At 35.5% G+C, this 17,055-nt stretch carries 16 protein-coding genes; 12 read left to right on the forward strand and 4 right to left on the reverse strand.

Translation table 11 applies throughout. The features are described 5' to 3' along the window. Positions 1-181 precede the first annotated feature (181 nt). The 6 genes from BTM29_RS06765 (at position 182) to BTM29_RS06790 (ending at position 7,751) form a co-directional block, all read left to right on the forward strand. A complete protein-coding gene (locus BTM29_RS06765; RefSeq protein WP_076615121.1) occupies positions 182-3,142 on the forward strand; it encodes an L-type lectin family protein in 2,961 nt (986 codons plus the stop codon). A gap of 105 nt (positions 3,143-3,247) precedes the next feature. Beyond that, complete coding sequence (locus tag BTM29_RS06770; RefSeq protein ID WP_076615124.1) at positions 3,248-3,925, forward strand: adaptor protein MecA; 678 nt, start codon at positions 3,248-3,250, stop codon at positions 3,923-3,925. Positions 3,926-4,463: 538 nt separating this feature from the next. Beyond that, on the forward strand, positions 4,464-5,315 hold the full coding sequence (locus BTM29_RS06775) for a MetQ/NlpA family ABC transporter substrate-binding protein (RefSeq protein ID WP_076615129.1): 852 nt from the start codon (positions 4,464-4,466) through the stop codon (positions 5,313-5,315). A 21-nt stretch (positions 5,316-5,336) separates the two neighbouring features. Beyond that, positions 5,337-5,810, forward strand: a complete 474-nt coding sequence (locus BTM29_RS06780; RefSeq protein WP_076615132.1) for an S-ribosylhomocysteine lyase — start codon at positions 5,337-5,339, stop codon at positions 5,808-5,810. A 36-nt stretch (positions 5,811-5,846) separates the two neighbouring features. Continuing rightward, the gene (locus BTM29_RS06785; RefSeq protein WP_076615135.1) at positions 5,847-6,623 is read left to right on the forward strand and encodes an SDR family NAD(P)-dependent oxidoreductase; all 777 of its coding nucleotides are present in this window, start codon (positions 5,847-5,849) and stop codon (positions 6,621-6,623) included. A gap of 261 nt (positions 6,624-6,884) precedes the next feature. Further along, a complete protein-coding gene (locus BTM29_RS06790) occupies positions 6,885-7,751 on the forward strand; it encodes a competence protein CoiA family protein (RefSeq protein WP_076615138.1) in 867 nt (288 codons plus the stop codon). Between the two features lies 1 nt (position 7,752). On the opposite strand, the gene BTM29_RS06795 is transcribed toward BTM29_RS06790, so the two are convergent. Then, positions 7,753-8,403: a DsbA family protein gene (locus tag BTM29_RS06795; RefSeq protein WP_076615142.1), complete on the reverse strand. Its 651-nt coding sequence runs from the start codon at positions 8,401-8,403 to the stop codon at positions 7,753-7,755. Between the two features lie 160 nt (positions 8,404-8,563). Here BTM29_RS06795 and yjbM point away from each other — a divergent pair, with 160 nt between their 5' ends. Genes yjbM through mgtE form a run of 4 tightly spaced genes read left to right on the forward strand, consistent with a single transcriptional unit; the run spans position 8,564 to position 12,296 of the window. Beyond that, positions 8,564-9,220 (forward strand): GTP diphosphokinase, encoded by a 657-nt coding sequence (gene yjbM / locus BTM29_RS06800; RefSeq protein WP_076615146.1) that lies wholly within the window; start codon positions 8,564-8,566, stop codon positions 9,218-9,220. Further along, a complete protein-coding gene (locus BTM29_RS06805; protein WP_076615150.1) occupies positions 9,217-10,029 on the forward strand; it encodes an NAD kinase in 813 nt (270 codons plus the stop codon). The genes yjbM and BTM29_RS06805 overlap by 4 nt, the downstream gene beginning before the upstream one ends. After that, the gene (locus BTM29_RS06810) at positions 10,016-10,918 is read left to right on the forward strand and encodes an RluA family pseudouridine synthase (protein ID WP_076615153.1); all 903 of its coding nucleotides are present in this window, start codon (positions 10,016-10,018) and stop codon (positions 10,916-10,918) included. Before BTM29_RS06805 ends, BTM29_RS06810 begins: the two co-directional genes overlap by 14 nt. Positions 10,919-10,922: 4 nt before the next feature. Continuing rightward, on the forward strand, positions 10,923-12,296 hold the full coding sequence (gene mgtE, locus BTM29_RS06815; protein WP_076615158.1) for a magnesium transporter: 1,374 nt from the start codon (positions 10,923-10,925) through the stop codon (positions 12,294-12,296). Between the two features lie 145 nt (positions 12,297-12,441). Here the strand turns inward: mgtE and BTM29_RS06820 are convergent, their stop codons facing one another. The 3 genes from BTM29_RS06820 to BTM29_RS06830 form a co-directional block, all read right to left on the reverse strand. Continuing rightward, complete coding sequence (locus BTM29_RS06820) at positions 12,442-13,080, reverse strand: copper homeostasis protein CutC (protein ID WP_076618783.1); 639 nt, start codon at positions 13,078-13,080, stop codon at positions 12,442-12,444. A 90-nt stretch (positions 13,081-13,170) separates the two neighbouring features. Beyond that, complete coding sequence (locus BTM29_RS06825; protein ID WP_076615162.1) at positions 13,171-14,013, reverse strand: undecaprenyl-diphosphate phosphatase; 843 nt, start codon at positions 14,011-14,013, stop codon at positions 13,171-13,173. A gap of 26 nt (positions 14,014-14,039) precedes the next feature. Continuing rightward, positions 14,040-15,059, reverse strand: coding sequence for a lactonase family protein (locus BTM29_RS06830; RefSeq protein WP_076615166.1), 1,020 nt, complete (start codon positions 15,057-15,059; stop codon positions 14,040-14,042). Between the two features lie 81 nt (positions 15,060-15,140). On the opposite strand from BTM29_RS06830, the gene BTM29_RS06835 reads away from it, so the two are divergent. Continuing rightward, a complete protein-coding gene (locus BTM29_RS06835; protein ID WP_076615169.1) occupies positions 15,141-16,343 on the forward strand; it encodes an AI-2E family transporter in 1,203 nt (400 codons plus the stop codon). Positions 16,344-16,539: 196 nt separating this feature from the next. Continuing rightward, positions 16,540-17,049: a tRNA (uridine(34)/cytosine(34)/5-carboxymethylaminomethyluridine(34)-2'-O)-methyltransferase TrmL gene (trmL, locus tag BTM29_RS06840; protein ID WP_076615172.1), complete on the forward strand. Its 510-nt coding sequence runs from the start codon at positions 16,540-16,542 to the stop codon at positions 17,047-17,049. Positions 17,050-17,055 lie beyond the last annotated feature (6 nt).

A 17,055-nucleotide genomic window follows, 5' to 3' on the forward strand; every position in this document is an offset into this window, starting at 1 on the left:
TTATTACAGATGATAATGTCAAGCATTATGCTAAGTTTACAAAATGTAGATGATAATTTTCATTTTAAAAAAATATTTATTAATTTTATTGATAACAAATTAATGCAAATATAATGTATCATGTCCTTATAGATATGATACATTTCGTGTAATTAACTAACTTTTCGGGGAGGATAATTAGTTGAATAATTATAAAAAAACAAGAATTTTCACTTATGTTACATTAATCGCAATTTTAATGATCACTGGTTTATTTAAGGTTTCTACTGTTAAGGCGGATTCTGTAGATACAGTTATTAGTATGGCACCCGAGGGATTGCCTTTGGATGGATTCTTTAGTATTCCAAGTAATTATAATGCAAACACTTCAGGTGCAACTACAGCAAATAGTTCTAAAATAATTACCGGTCCCAACGCACTATATCCCAATACTGATGCTGTAAAGGTTACAAATGCTGACGCAAAAAACGAAGTTGGTTCTGCTTGGGGTAACCTGGATAGTGGTAATTATTTAGATGTAACCAAGCCACAAACATTATCCATGTGGTTATTCTTTGGTCAACCTGATAATAATGGTGATGCAGCGGATGGAATGGCTTTTGTTTTACAAAATGATATTAGGGGAGCTAGTGCTATTGCAACTGATTCTAAAAATAATCCAACCGCAGGGGAAACTATGGGCGTTTGGGGAAATGATATAGGTACTGGTGATACTTCTACCGGTGCTGTAGCAAAGCATGCTATACAGAGTAGTTGGGCGTTAGAGTTTGATACATATAGTAATAAAGGTTCATCTAAAGGAACTGCATTTGATTCTGGAACTGACCAATCTGGAGGTAAACTAACGAATGGTCAACATATAGCTGCAGATTATCCCGGCTTTGCAGATGCATATGCAAAAGTTTCTTCAGGTGTTTACAGTATGAAACATACTCAAGAGGGGACGTTAAAACCACACAATAATGTTGCATTAGCCGAATCATCAAGCATGTCAGGTAAGGGTCGTTGGCATCATTTGACACTTGAATATACCCCTTCAATTGATGGTGCAAGTCCTTATATAGATTATTACTTTAATGATAAAAAAATTGATGGAACCGCCGGACATGAATTGGGCTATGACGAAGAAACCGACCACGTTACAATTGATTTATCCAAATTTAACCTAGGTACAAGTAATAAACTACGCTATGGGTTCACTGGTTCTACGGGTGATGTTCAAAACACTAACATGGTTATTTTTGAAACTATGCCTTCACTAGTTAACGCTGAAACTACTTCGTCAATCAACGATGTAACTCAAGCTAATCGTGAGATAGCCTCTGGCGGGACTGTTCATGCTGGTGATAAACTACAATTTAACTATAAATTATCTTACTTGTCAGGTAGCAAGAGTCTTGATAATGCAAATGCAACGATTACTCTTCCGGATACCGAAGCGATAGACTATACAGCTGACTCAAATGGTAATGTTGGTAATGTCAACTATACTAATGCGGATGGAATTGATAATTCTGTGGATATTCCGAAGAGTGCAATTAGTGATGGCACCTTGAATCTTACTTCGCTTAAGTCAATTGGAGGTGAAGACGGGATAACAGGTCTTACAGTCCAATTGAATGGTAAGGCTAATGACTACGGTACATCAACGCATGATGTAGCCAGTGAGCATGCTAAGTTTACCAGTGATTACTACAAAGGTGACACTATGTCACCAAACTTTACAATTGCTAATCCAACAACGACAAAAACATTAACGCTGGCTTCTGATAGTCTTGATAAAACAGCTTATATTGGAAGTGGAGACGAAGTAAATCTTGACGGTACAATGAAATACAATACAACAGATAAAGTGAATAATGAAAATATTATTTTTATGGTTAGTGTAGATGGTGAAACTCCTACAAACGTTGCGATGAGTGGTGGTACAAATGGTGAATTTACATTACCTTACACTACAGGAAGTACTAATGATTTAAGCAATATGCAACTCGGAAAAGGGAAACATACTATTGAAGTCTTTGCGGTTGATAAGAGTAATGATTATACGAGTTCGAATACACTTACTTATACGGTCGATGTGAAAGAAGTCGGTCTGATTGCTACAGCGGACCAAACAGATATAACTGCAACGGATAACTCCCCAATAAAACTATCCGGTACTTATAAGCACAATAATGGTATGGCGTTAGAGGATCCTGCTGTTACTGTAAGTTATACAATCAATGGTGGAACTACAAAGACTGAGAAAATAAATAATGCTAATGGTACATTTAGTTTAAATATCGATCCATCAGATCTTAATACAGGAGATAATACTGTATCGGTATATTTGACTGATTCGGCATTGCACACTTCTGAAGATAATCCATTGACTTATAATATAAATGTTCCAAAAACTGCTCCAGTTCTTAGTACCGATAACACAGATATTACGGCATTACAGTCGGATGGAAAGACGAATTTACCAGGTAGTGTTACATATGATGGTACGTATAAATTCAATGATTCAGATTTGACCTGGCATATGTCAGTTGCTGGTGCAGATAAAGGATCATCAGATATTCAAAGTAGTCATGAAGATGTAACTAGTTCTGACTTCACCCAAACCTTCAACTTGTCAGATGTAGGTCTAAACACTGTCAGTGATACACCATATGTGGTTACTGCATATGTAACTGATCCATATGGACGTCAGTCCAATACCGTAACATATAATGTAAAGGTGATAGATAGAACTGTCAGTGTTAATCCAGATCCTACTTTGTCATTTAACACTATTAATACAAGTGAGGCAGATAGGGTAGTCAAGAGAAGTGGTGGCTGGAATATAATGGTTCACAGTGTTAAGTCATCTTGGGACTTGACGGCCAATTCTTCAGAGTTTACGAAGACTGTTAATAATGAAACTACAAAACTAGGTGCCAATTTGATATTTACAAATAAAGATGGTGTAAGTCAATCTATGATGGATCAACCGATCCTTCTAGATTCAAATGATGATCAAGATTCTGAAGATGTGAATGTTGCAGGTGATTGGTCAGCGGATACTGGGATTTTATTGAATGTTTTACCTAATCCATCTGCCGGTAAATACAATGGAACAATTACTTGGAATATTACGCAAGGTCCTGTTGAATAATCATTACATATAGGTCACTAATTTTGTTTGAACAAACTAAGGTTTATTTACTTTACAAACATTTTGAGACTGTTAAAATGTAGATACAGAATTGAGGTGACTATGATGGAAATGGATCGACTTAATGATAATACAATCAGAGTCATTCTTAGTACGCAGGATTTGCAAGATCGCGGAGTTACTGTTTTGGATTTGTTGGGAAATAAAAAACAGATTGAGACATTCTTCTATAGTATTTTGGATGAAGTTGATAAAGATCATGTTTTCACGAATAATGAACCAGTGACTTTTCAAATTATGCCTAACAAACAAGGACTAGAGTTACTTATTAGCAAGAATGATGAGGCTGATGATGCTGGTTCATTGCCATTAAATACGTTGCAAGATTCAAACGATACTGAAGATAATTCATTTGAATTTGATAATGCAAAGTTAGGTAACGATGAGTACGATGAGGATACTGCACCATACTTGAATGACCCTGACACACCTACGAAGGCAATTATTGTTGAATTTAAGAACTTTGAGGATTACGTTCAACTTGCTGATTTATTGCACTTAGAGAGTGGAGTTTCTAATCTTTGGGAATATCAAGGTATATACTACTTACAATTGATTCTGTTTACAGATGAGATGCATGATATGACCTACAACGATGTTTTAGCTATGTTAAGTGAATATAGCTTCAAGACAAAGGTTACTGCTGCTGTATTGTCTGAATATGGTAAGAAGGTTATGAGTAAGACAGCTTTGGAATTAACTAGATATTACTTTAAAAACTAAATGAGAGTGTGGCGGTACACGTTTTCCTTTCGTGTGTAAGCCAAGAAAATCGGTATTTACGTAAGTAAATATCGCTTTTTTTGTTTTATATAGAAAAAAATTTGACAAGTAATAAATAAAAGAGTAAATTAATCACAATCAAATGATTAAAGATTATTTAATCTTATTAGACGTTGAAGAGAAGAGTAGATTAACGAGTAGTTTGAATAGTGACCGTTAGATGGTGAAAAGACGGAGCAAAAGTTGATTGAAGATGAGCTTGGAGTCTTACCTAGGTGGAAGCCAAAGGTACGCAAGGATGCGATATCATCCCGGACATGTTAGTGTCGTTGAGGTATTTTGGGTAATCAAAATACGAATTAGGGTGGTACCACGGTAATCGTCCCTACATTACAGAGTAAGTCTGTGTATGTAGGGACGATTTTTTTGTATAAGAATTATAATCTTGAGGAGGCGTATATATGAGAGAATTATTAATTTTAAAACCACCCATGTGGTACTCAGGTTAGAAAGCTTTTAATTTGAGGGGGATATAAAAATGAGAAAAAAGTGGCACAAAATTATTGGAACAATATTACTAACATTATCAATATTTATTTTGGCAGGTTGTGGAAAGAGTGCATCAGCCAATACAAATAAAACTATCACAGTTGGTTCGCAAGGGTCCGACTTAGAGATTTGGCAACATATCGCCAAAAGTTCACAGGCCAAATCAGCTGGATTGAAGATCAAAGTTAAAGAGATTACTGATGGCGCTCAATTGAACAAAGCAACAACCGAAGGTGAGGTTGATGTTAACGCCTTTCAATCTTGGTCTTATTATCAAGCCTATAATAAACAAAATCCAAATGGAAAGTTAGCAGCATTGGGAACAACTTATCTTGAACCATTAGGTATTTATTCTAAGAAGTACAAAAAAATTAGTGACATACCTGATGGAACAACTATAGCAATCGCTAATAATCCAGCTAATACATCAAGAGACCTGTTGTTATTACAAAAGGCAGGATTGATAACTCTTGATAAGGGATTTGATGCTTTGAGCAATACCAAGGATATCAAGAGCAATCCTAAGAATTTGAAGTTTAAGGAGATTGACGATACCACCGGCCCACGTGTCTTGAATGATGTGGATGTTGTATTGATCTCTAACACTGTTGCATTAGATGGCGGTCTGCATGTTCTTACAGATTCGATATATCACGAAAGTGTTGATCAAAGTACTAAAGATAACGTCAATATTTTGGCCACAGCAAAGAAGAACAAGAATAACGCACAATACAAAAAGCTCGTTAAGCTATATCACAATAAGAAAATTCAAAAATATATTAATAAGAAGTACTATGGAACAAAGATAGAAGTAAATAAACCATTATCATATTTGAAATAAAATTTTAGGAGATATTAAATTATGGCAAAAGTTGAAAGTTTCACATTGGATCACACAAAGGTTAAGGCACCATACGTTAGATTGATCACAGAAGAACATGGAGAAAAAGGAGACGCTATTTCAAACTTTGATCTACGTCTAGTTCAACCAAACGAGAACGCTATTCCAACTGCTGGATTACATACTATTGAACATCTATTGGCAGGATTATTGAGAGATCGTTTGGACGGAGTCATTGATTGTTCACCATTTGGTTGTCGTACTGGTTTCCACTTGATCACTTGGGGAGAACACTCAACTACTGAGGTCGCAGAAGCACTGAAGGGTGCACTTGATGATATTGCCAACAAAGTAGAATGGAAAGATGTCCAAGGAACAGACAAGTACAGTTGTGGTAACTATCGTGATCATTCACTATTTTCAGCTAAGGAATGGTCAAAGAAGATTCTTGAAGAAGGAATCAGCAATGATCCATATGAAAGACACGTTATCTAGTTTGATTGGATAATTATTTTAAAAGGAGCTATTACAATGGGATTGTTTGAAGAATTAGATAGTAAAGTGGTATTAGTTACTGGGGGAAATCAAGGAATCGGGGAATCCGTTGTAGATACCTTTTTGAATGAAAACTCCATTGTTATATGTGCTGATTTGGCAATTCATGAAAGTAAGTTAGAGAAGAAGTCAGACCAGTTATACAAGATCCACTTGGATGTCAGTGATGAAGACAGCGTCAAAAATCTTACAGCTCAACTTATCGCCAATAATTTGATTCCTAATGTAGCCATCAATGTGGCAGGGATTTCAACAATGAATTATTTGATTGAGAGTAAGACAAGTGACTTTGACAAAACAATCGCAGTCAATACACGTGGAACATACTTGATAACAAAGTATATCGTCAAAGAAATGGTCAAGCTGAATCGACCAGGTAAAGTTGTTCTAATAGCTTCCCAAGCAGGTAAAAATGGTTACCGTGCAATGTCTGCCTATGTGGCATCAAAACATGCCGTATTAGGATTGACAAAGACCTTAGCAATCGAAGTTGCTCATAATCAGATCAACGTTAACGCCGTTTGTCCCGGTATAGTTGAAACTCCTATGAAACATCGTGAAAGAAATGACGGTGCAGTTATTCGAGGATTGACATCTGATGACATAGAAAAAGAAGATAATAGCCAAGTTCCATTAGGAAGAACAGCAAAACCACAAGACGTCGCTAACGTAGTGTTGTTCCTATCTAGCCATTTGTCAGATTATATGACTGGGCAGGGAGTTAATGTTACTGGCGGAATGACAATGAATTAGAGAGCGTAACAAAACGCGCCCAATTTCCGAGTACTAACGCAAATAGTTTCGGCATTCACGAAAGTGAATACCGAAACTATTTTTGTTAGACGGAAGAAATTGCGTTTTGTTACGCGTTTAAGACCGCAAGTTTGAGAAGCAAAAAAGGCAAGCAGGAGCACTAAAAAAGCATAAATGTTAGACGGAAGAAATTGCGATTAGTTACGCGTTTAAAATCAACCATTCTCAAAATACGTAATTTGTCATTAGAGGTGAATAAATATGTATGCAGCTTTTAATCAAAACAAGAAGTTAGTCAATGCTATTGAAAGTAACTTTGAGGACCAATATTTCTGTGCAAATTGCAATCGACCTGTAAAGTTGATTCGAAATGATAATAACTCTTTTTTCCGACATGAAAATGCTTGTAATAATGAAGAAAATGAAAGAAGTATTCACAAAAAAGGTAAGAAATTAATTGTTGATGCTTTAAAAATCATTGGATATAAAGATATAACTTTGGAGCATTACTTAAAAACAATAAAGCAAAGACCTGATATTATGATTGATCAAAGAATAGTTATAGAATATCAGTGTGCAAAGATTAATATTGATAAATTAATGAATCGTGTTGAAAGCTATCATGCATTGGGTATTACGAATATTTGGATATTAGGTGGAGAATATTTATCAAATAAATTATATAGAGTACATATGAAATTTATATCGTATAATTTGAATTGGGGTTTCTATTTATTGATGTTGGATTCAGAACATGACCAGATTAGTCTGTTCTATGGAATAAGATTCTTTGGCCCATTTAATAAAGTTCAGTATAAAAGAAAAATATTTTTGATAGAGGATATTTTGGAGTTATTGGAATTTAAACCTAAATTATCTCCAGTAGAAGGAATAGAAATAGACCATTACCAGTTGCGAAAGATCAGAAAGTTAACGGGTAAAGGAATCAACCGATTTAAAGCTGATTATTATAATCAGAATAACGAAACTGTTGAGAATTTTTTGAAGGGTAAAAGGTTTGGAGTTATGAAGCCTATTTATCAAAACCACCAGTGGAGGATTTCTTGTGGTGAGTGCGAACAATATTTGAAACAACCGTTTTTGTGCACAAAAAAAGAAGATAATTAAATTATCTTCTGAATTGATCGAGACTTATTACTGTGTTGTTGTTAATATATGTTGGCTTTGTTTCTGGCATTGTTGATTCTAACATCGCTGTTAGATTTTGATTGATAATCTCTTCAGATACCTTACTACCAAAGTCGTTGATCATAAGACCAGGCTTTTCTGGATTATCATTATCGAAAATAACGATCGTTGGAGCTTTTTCAATATGCATTTCCTTTGAAAGCTGTTTGTCCCGTTTAATCCCCAAGTCTACACAGGCACTATTTTTTTCACTCATTATGGATTTATAGTCCAAACCACTGTTAACAATAGCTGTTTTGATTGTTTCATCACTGAAAGGATTATTAAGCACGTTGATTTGTTCTTGAAGATTCATCAAGAAATTACGAGCTTTTTTGTTTCCTTGGCATGATGCTGCTTTGTAGAGGCGAGCTGCTTCTTCTACTTCTTGTGTGGCTTTTGAACGTTGATCTAAATCACATAATTTGTAACCTTGTAATTGAATATACTCATTAATTGTTTCCATGTTGTAATTGGTAACAAAATGATATTGTGTTTCAATTTCATGTTTCCTTGTGAAGTCAATAATTGACTGTTCGACTTTTAGACAATATGAACATACGGGATTAATATATATGAAAACTTCCCACATTTTTGATTTCCTCCATCTCTCTAGCATAGTTATTCTAACAGCAATGATATAAAAGGTAAAATTATAAACTCTGGAAGTTAATATTCTTGTGTTTTGCACATTTTAGTGAAACTTAATTGGAATTAAGATATCCTTAGTAGGGAAGTAATTGGAGGCAATCATGGCAGAAATCAAATGGAACGAATTTTTGATACCTTATTCACAGGCAGTGGATGAGTTAAAGATAAAATTCAGAGACCTTCGTAAGGAGTTCTTAGAAAAGAACGAACACTCACCAATTGAATTTGTTACTGGTCGTGTTAAAACAATTGATAGTATTAAAGAAAAAATGCAACGTCGCTATATATCTGAAGGTTTACTAGAACAAGATATGCAAGATATCGCGGGAATTAGAATTCAATGCCAATTTGTTGAAGATATCTATGATGTCGCTAGATTATTGCATATCAGAGAAGACATGCGTGTGATTGAGGAACGTGATTATATTGCTAATAGTAAGTCGAGTGGATATAGGTCGTATCATGTTGTTATTGAATATCCAATTCAAACAGCTAAAGGTCAAAAAAATATTCTAGCAGAGATTCAAATTAGGACTTTGGCAATGAACTTTTGGTCGACAATTGAGCATTCGCTTAATTATAAGTACAAAGGGGATTTCCCAGAGGAAATAAATGAACGTCTGAAACGTGCGGCTGAGGCTTCATTCATGTTGGATGAAGAGATGTCAAAAATCAGAGAAGAAATTCAGGATGCACAAAAGTACTTTACTGATCGCAAACGTGATACAAATAATACGACGGAGCATAATGACAAATGAAATTTTGGGTGAATAATAACAATAAAGAGCAGTCAGTAGCTGCCTCAGATAAGTTAAGACAAGCATTGGTAGATAGTGGTATGGAACAAAGTCGTCGTAATCCAGCACTAGTGATTAGTGTCGGTGGGGATGGTACTTTGTTAAGCACATTTCACGCCTATGCAGCGCATTTGGATACGGTGAAATTTCTAGCGCTTCATACTGGACACTTAGGTTTTTATTCTGATTGGACTGATCAAGAGATCGATGAATTAGTTGATTGTATTGTCAAATGTCAGGAAAATATCCCGTCAACCAGCTATCCTCTTTTGGATATTAAAGTTGATCGCGAAGAAGGTGAAAGTTTCCATGGAATTGCGATCAATGAAACTGTCGTTAGACGATTGTCTGCTTTAACAATGAAGACAAGAGTTAATTTGGATGGTGAATTCTTTGAGAACTTTCGTGGAGATGGACTTTGTTTTTCCACACCAACTGGATCAACTGCCTATTCAAAGGCGATTGGTGGTGCTTTGATACATCCCAAGATTAGTGTGTATCAAATGGTTGAAATTGCTTCTATAAATAATCGAGTATATAGAACTATTTCATCACCGATTATTATTCCACATAATCAACAAGTCGATCTTTATCCACATCGTGCTGATGATTATGTTATTACTTGTGATGGAATATCGACTAAATTGAAGAATGTTAAGAAAATATCAATCAAATTGAATTCTCAAAGAGCACAGTTTGCCCAATACCGTCATCGTCATTTCTGGACTAGAGTCGAGACTGCCTTCCTAGGTCAAGATGGCGAACAATAGATTTTTAAAGTTCACAATAAATAGTACGGATAAAAAAATAATCCGTAAATTTCTAAGCCATCAGAATTTCTCTTCAAGTCAGCTTCGTAATCTGAAAAATAAAGGTGGACAGATCTTTGTAAACCACAAGAAACGTCATTTGGACTTTAGAATGAAAACAGGTGACAGTTTATTAGTTGTCTTAAGTGAAGAGATACCAGCAGATATCATTGAACCAATGCAGGGCAAATTGGACGTGATTTATGAAGATGATTATTTATTAGTTGTGAATAAACCGCCAGGGTTGGCTAGTTTACCTACCAGAGCAAGAACAAGTAGAACGATGTCTAATATCGTTAAGTATTATTTAGAAGAGAATCATGAGAATAGTACCATCCACTTGGTGACAAGACTGGATCGTGATACTTCTGGTTTAATGGTTTTTGCGAAGAACTCGTTTACGCATTCATTGTTGGACCAAATACTTCATTCACAAGATTTCCAAAAATATTATTTAGCACTTATTTATGGGCAAATGACACCTAGTTTGGGCTTGATCGATCTACCGATAGGAATCGATCCGGATGCCTTTTATTTACGAAATATTGATCAAAATGGTAAGGCGTCTAAAACGGAATATAAAACAATTGCAAATTATAAAACGGCTAGTTTATTAAAATTGAAGTTATTAACAGGTAGAACACACCAGATACGGGTGCATCTATCAGCTATGGGACATCCAATTATTGGGGATGAGATGTATAGTCATAGGAAAGACTCAAGAATAAGTCGTCAAGCACTACATTGTTATGAATTAAAGATCGTCCATCCAGTAACGCATGAGTTACTGAATTTAAAGGCACCAATTCCTCAAGATATGGTATTGTTAAGGAGTGCCTTAGAGGGGTGATGAAATGGATGAAAATGAGAAAAGACTGCAAGAAAAATTTGCACAGTTAAAGAAATATTTGGATAAAGGTGATAAGAAAAGATTCAGAAAAACCTATCTGGATATGCATTTTTATGACCAGAGTACCTTTTATCTTACCCTAGATAAACCAGAAAGATTAAGTCTGTATTCACTGCTTGAGCCCGATGAATTGGGTGATATGTTTGACACGATTGAAGACGACTTACCAGAGATCCCTGAGTATTTAAAAGAGATGGATCTGGAGTTTGCGGCTGAAATGTTGAACGATATGTATGATGATAATGCGGCCGATGTGTTGGAACATTTGGAGAAGTCCGACGTTGATAGATTCTTAGGCCAAATGCCTAGAGCTGACGCCAACAATCTACGTGGATTATTGCACTATGATACAGAAACAGCCGGTGGTATTATGACCACTGACTATGTTCAGTTTCACGAACAAGAGACTGCCGCTAATGCTATAAAAGATTTACGTAGTTTTGCGGAAACAGCTGAGACTATCTATTATCTTTATGTTTTAGATAATCATGATGATCTAGTTGGTGTAATGTCCTTACGTGACTTGATTCTATTGGATCCAGGTGACAAGTTAGGTGAGAAGATGAATAGCGATGTTATCACTGTTAACGTTGATGCTGAACAGGCAGAAGTTGCTCAAATTTTTAGAGATTACGAGTTCTTGGCTGTTCCAGTTGTTGACCATGCCAATCAGATGGTTGGTATTATAACGGTTGATGATGTTATTGAAGTTATTGATGATGAATCATTACAAGATTATTCAGGACTTGCCGGTGTTAGTGTCGATGAGACAACACAAGATAGTCCATTAAGGGCAGCCTCCAAGCGTTTGCCTTGGTTGATAACTTTGTTGTTATTAAGTATGATCACTGCAACTTTAATTAATCATTATGAGAATCTTTTGGCAGAGGCCAGTATTTTAGCAGTATTTATTTCAACCATCACTGGTACTGCAGGTAATGCTGGTACACAGAGTTTGGCTGTTGCTGTTAGAAGATTGGCAGTCGAAGAGATTGATCGTCATGAATTTTTCAAGTTAATAGTTAAAGAATTATTAACAGGATTTATCACCGGTGTCGTTACAGGTATATCCGTAACGGTGTTGGTAGGAGTGTGGAAGCATAATTTCATATTAGGAATGGTTATTGGACTGGCCATGTGTGCCGCTATAACGGTGGCTAATCTGGCTGGAAGCCTTATTCCAATGCTAATGTCTAGTTTTGGATTCGATCCCGCCGTAGCGAGTGGTCCATTTATCTCTACACTTAGTGATTTAACTAGTGTGTTGATTTACTTCAGTATTGCTGGAATGTTCTTGCAATCATTTACTAGTATGTGAAGGTTAACACTTTTTCTACTCAAATTTGCAGTGCAAACGCGTGCCAGAACACAATTTTTTCAATATAACAAAAGGCCAGTATTTACATGCGTAAATACTGGTCTTTTGTGCTTATAAACGAAAACTGAACGTGCTCTGTCACGCTCTATTCCAAATCAATCAAACGCGTACCGTGTAATTCTTTAACACCTAAAACATCAGAAACATGGTCACAATTTTCATAAGTGATACCACCACCGGGAACGATAGTGATTCTACCATCTGCATAATCAATGTACTTTTTCAGATTATCTAGTGTTTCAGAGATAGGGATACTTAGTGGTCCACCGTGAGTGAGGATACGATCAACACCTTTATCAACTAACCAATCCATGGCAGATAACTTTTTGTCATCAGGAATATCATCAAAGGCCATGTGGAAAACTATTTGCATCCCTGAACTTGCAGCAATCAATTGTTCAACAGCTTCTTCATCGATTTCACCAGTCTTAGTCAATGCACCGAAACAAACAGCATCAACTCCGAGTTTTTGAGCTTGAAATAGGTCTGCTTCCATCATTTTTATTTCAATATCGTTATAAACAAAGTTTCCACCACGTGGTCGTATCATTTCAACTAATGGGATATGCTTTTCTTGAAGGTACTTTGTAGCTTCTTGTAAGACACCAGTACTTGGACTAGTACCACCAACGGCTAGATTGTCATTAAGCTCGATCCTATTGGCACCGGCTAAGACAGCTTGAGGAATAGTTGTAAAATTTTCTACACAAATTTCTTTAAAGATAAGAATCACTTCTCTCGAATTATTTAATCCCTTTCATTGTACACAATAGAGCACAAAAAAAGAACGTCTTGAGACGTTCTAATTAATTAATTACGCAATCATACCTTTGACGAATCCAAAGTATATAATTACAAGAATTGCTAAAATAATTCTATACCAACCAAATGCCTTGAAGTCATTGCTTCTAATATAGTTCAATAAGAACTTGATTGAAGCATATGCAACAACGAATGATACGAATGTACCGACTAATAAAATAGTCAATTCATCGGCGGTAAATGTGTTACCACTTGCAAAGTACTTAACGATTTTCAATAAACTAGCACCAAACATTGTGGGAATGGCCAAGAAAAATGAAAATTCTGTGGCAACAAATCTAGAAGTACCAATGGAGATACCACCTAAGATGGTTGCACCAGAACGTGAAGTACCAGGAACTAGTGACAATACTTGGAATAGTCCGATTTTAAAAGCTGTTCCATATGATAAATTATCCAAGTCAGTAACTTGTGGTTGTTTATCCTTAAAGTAATTCTCAACGATAATGAATAAAATACCATAAATTAGTAATGTGGCTGCGATAACTTGCCAACTAGTTAAGTTCTTATCCATCCAGTCATTCAATGGAAGTCCAATTACGACTGATGGGATAATTGCTACTAGGACCTTGAACCAAATGTCCCAAGTCAAACGTTTCTGATGACCGTTTTTCTTAGGTGAGAATGGATTCAATTTGTGAAAATAAATCAAGATAACTGCCAGTATCGCTCCAAATTGAATAACAACCATAAACATGTGAATGAAGGCCGATGATTCATTTAGTTTGACGAATTCGTCAGCTAGATACAAATGTCCAGTTGAACTGATAGGTAGGAACTCAGTAAAACCTTCAATTATACCAAGAATGATAGTCTTTATAATTTCGATGAACATTATTATTTTCTCCTATAATTTTGGGACTAAATAAAGTGTACACATACACACTCAGGAATGGAAATATTTTCTTCTAGAAGATTTAGTGCACCTTTGTTTGAACTACGTGTGAAAATGCTTACATTATCAGAATCTTGGTTGGCAACGACTAAGTATTTTCCTGAAGGATCAAGTTCGAAGTCTCTTGGTCCATTACCCATAGTCTTAACTGTGTTAAGTTTCTTTAGACGATCTCCATCTGGAGAAACTGATAATGTAGCGATAGTGTCAGCTCCACGTGTTGATACATAAAGGAAGTTACCATCTTTAGAAATACGTATTGCAGCGGTAGTGTTTTTTTGTTCATCTTTTGCAACTTCGATTTCGTCAACCAAAGTCAAGTTTGAGTCGGTTGCATTGTACTCCATTACAAGAACTTTTGAAGATAATTCACAGGCAATATAGACATATGGTTTAGTTGGATTAAATACCAAATGTCTAGGAGCGTAACCTGATGGGGCGATGAATTCGTTGAGTTGTTTTGGATTCTTTGGGTCATCAATATTGTAGATATATATACGATCGGCACCATAATCACAAATGATCAATTTACCATCTGGTGTAAGAGCTGAGTAGTGGGGCTTGGATTGATCTTGTTCTGGACGTGGGCCAGAGCCTTCAAAGTGAATTTCTGAATAGTGTTCGATTTTACCATCTTTTGTTAAATGATCGATCTTAACTTTGCTTAGATGGAAGTAGGCACTAAAAATCAAACTACGACTTTCATCAAATTTTACGTAAGAAGGTGAAGTTTCTTCAGAGAAATCTTCATCGAGTAATTTTGCTTTATCACCACTGATATCGTAAGTGACAATGCCACCTTTACCGTCTTTTTTGGCAAGGGAGATTAGTTTCAAATCATTTGTTACATCAATATAAGTTGGACCAGTTAGTTCAACTAATGTCTTAGGAGCTGATAGTTTACCAGTATCTGAATCCAATTCAGCTTGATAAACTCCTTTTCCAGTTTTGCTTGTATAACCACTAAAGAGAACTTTTTCTAACATTACAATTTCCTCCAAACAATGTATAGTGTACATTATAATATTACTGTACCATTATTGATACACACAAGGAGCACGTATAATATGAAAGAATCACCAAAAAAAGAAGAAACTTGGTTTTATAAGTGGTTTTTAAACAATCAAGTTACAATTGTCTTATTAAATATTTTTGTTATTTTTCTAGTTATTTTCTTGTTTTCAAAAATAAGTTTCGTTTTTACACCGATAAATCGAATTCTAGGAATAGTGATGCCACCGGTCATCTTAGCATTAGTATTGTATTATTTGATTAATCCACTGATAGATGTACTAGAGAATAAGTTTAATATCAAGCGGGTCATTTCCATAATGTTTGTATTCATAATTATTTTTGCATTATTGGTGTGGGGAATAATGTCGCTGATTCCCTTTATCCAGAATCAAATTGATTCTCTGATACAAAATTGGCCACAGTATTGGGATTCTTTAAACAAGAGTCTACAAAGTATGTTCAAAGATCCTAAGTTACATGTATTCCGTGATAACTTAGCAAGTTCAAATGCAAAAATAACAAAGAATTTTGAGTCAGCTGTTAACAAGATCCTTCCTCAAACCTTTAGTGGTATCAGTTCTGCTGTAAGTACGGTAACCAATGTTGTTATTATAATATTGACTGCACCATTTATTTTGTTCTTTATGCTTAAAGATAAAAATAAGTTCAAAGATTCAGTCGTAGCATTTGTTCCAACCAAGTTAAGGAAATCAACTGGTGAAATGTTAACTGAAATGGGCCAATCCCTTAGCTCTTACATTACAGGACAACTAACAGTGGCATTTTGGGTAGCGGTCATGTTCTTTGTTGGCTATTTAATAATCGGGCAGCGTTATGCATTAGTTCTTGGTATCAGTGCTGGTATATTGAACTTGATCCCATACGTTGGTTCCACTTTAGCATTGATTCCATCATTAATTATTGGTGCATTTATCTCACCATCGATGCTGATCAAAGTAATCATAGTCTTTGCAGTTGAGCAGACAATTGAAACACGTGTTATTTCGCCTATTATTGTTGGTAACAAGATGCAGATGCACCCAGTTACAACTATCCTGGTATTATTAGTTTCAGCAGGGATGTTTGGATTGTTTGGGATGATTGCCGGAATTCCGGTATTTGCCATTCTAAAGATCATTTGTACTAGAATATTCAGATGGGTCAAACGTAATTCACATTGGTACGAGGACGAAACAGATCCAAATAGTGACGAGCCTCAAAAAGATATAAATGAATCTAAAAAAATTCACGAATAATTCAAATACATATTGTACTTGCATAAATTAACAGGTATAATATCTATAAACTTTGTGGTTACTTGTTTTTCTCAGGATTAATTTTGACAAAAGCAAGTAAATGTAAAAGCTTAACTAACGCATGTCCTTGCTGTGGCGATCACCGAGGGTATGCGTTTTTTTGTTGAAAAAGTTAAAAAGAAGGGAATATTTAAAAATGACTAATCATATAGCTTTGTATCAACCACTTATGCCAGCTAATACAGGTAATATTGCCCGTACTTGTGCTGGAACAAATACCAAGTTGCATCTAATACGACCACTAGGTTTCAGTACTGATGATGCCCATATGAAGCGAGCTGGGTTGGATTATTGGGATAAGGTGGATATTACTTATCACGATAGTTTAGAGGATTTTGTTCAATCAGTTCCAGATGATAATTATTTGTACTTAATTACTAAGTTCTCCAATAAGGTATATAGTGATGCAGATTTCACTGATACTTCAAAAGACCATTATTTCCTATTTGGTAAAGAAACAACTGGATTACCAGAAGATTATATGCGTGATAATCCCGAAAAATGTTTGAGAATTCCTATGAGCGATAATATTAGAGCATTGAACCTTTCTAATAGTTGTGCTTTAGTAATCTATGAAGCGGTTCGTCAACAGAACTTTGCTGGATTAGAGACAAAACATCACTATGAGCATGACAAACTAGATTAATAAAGG

This window comes from Companilactobacillus allii (assembly GCF_001971585.1).
In the GTDB taxonomy this organism is placed as follows: Bacteria; Bacillota; Bacilli; order Lactobacillales; family Lactobacillaceae; genus Companilactobacillus; species Companilactobacillus allii.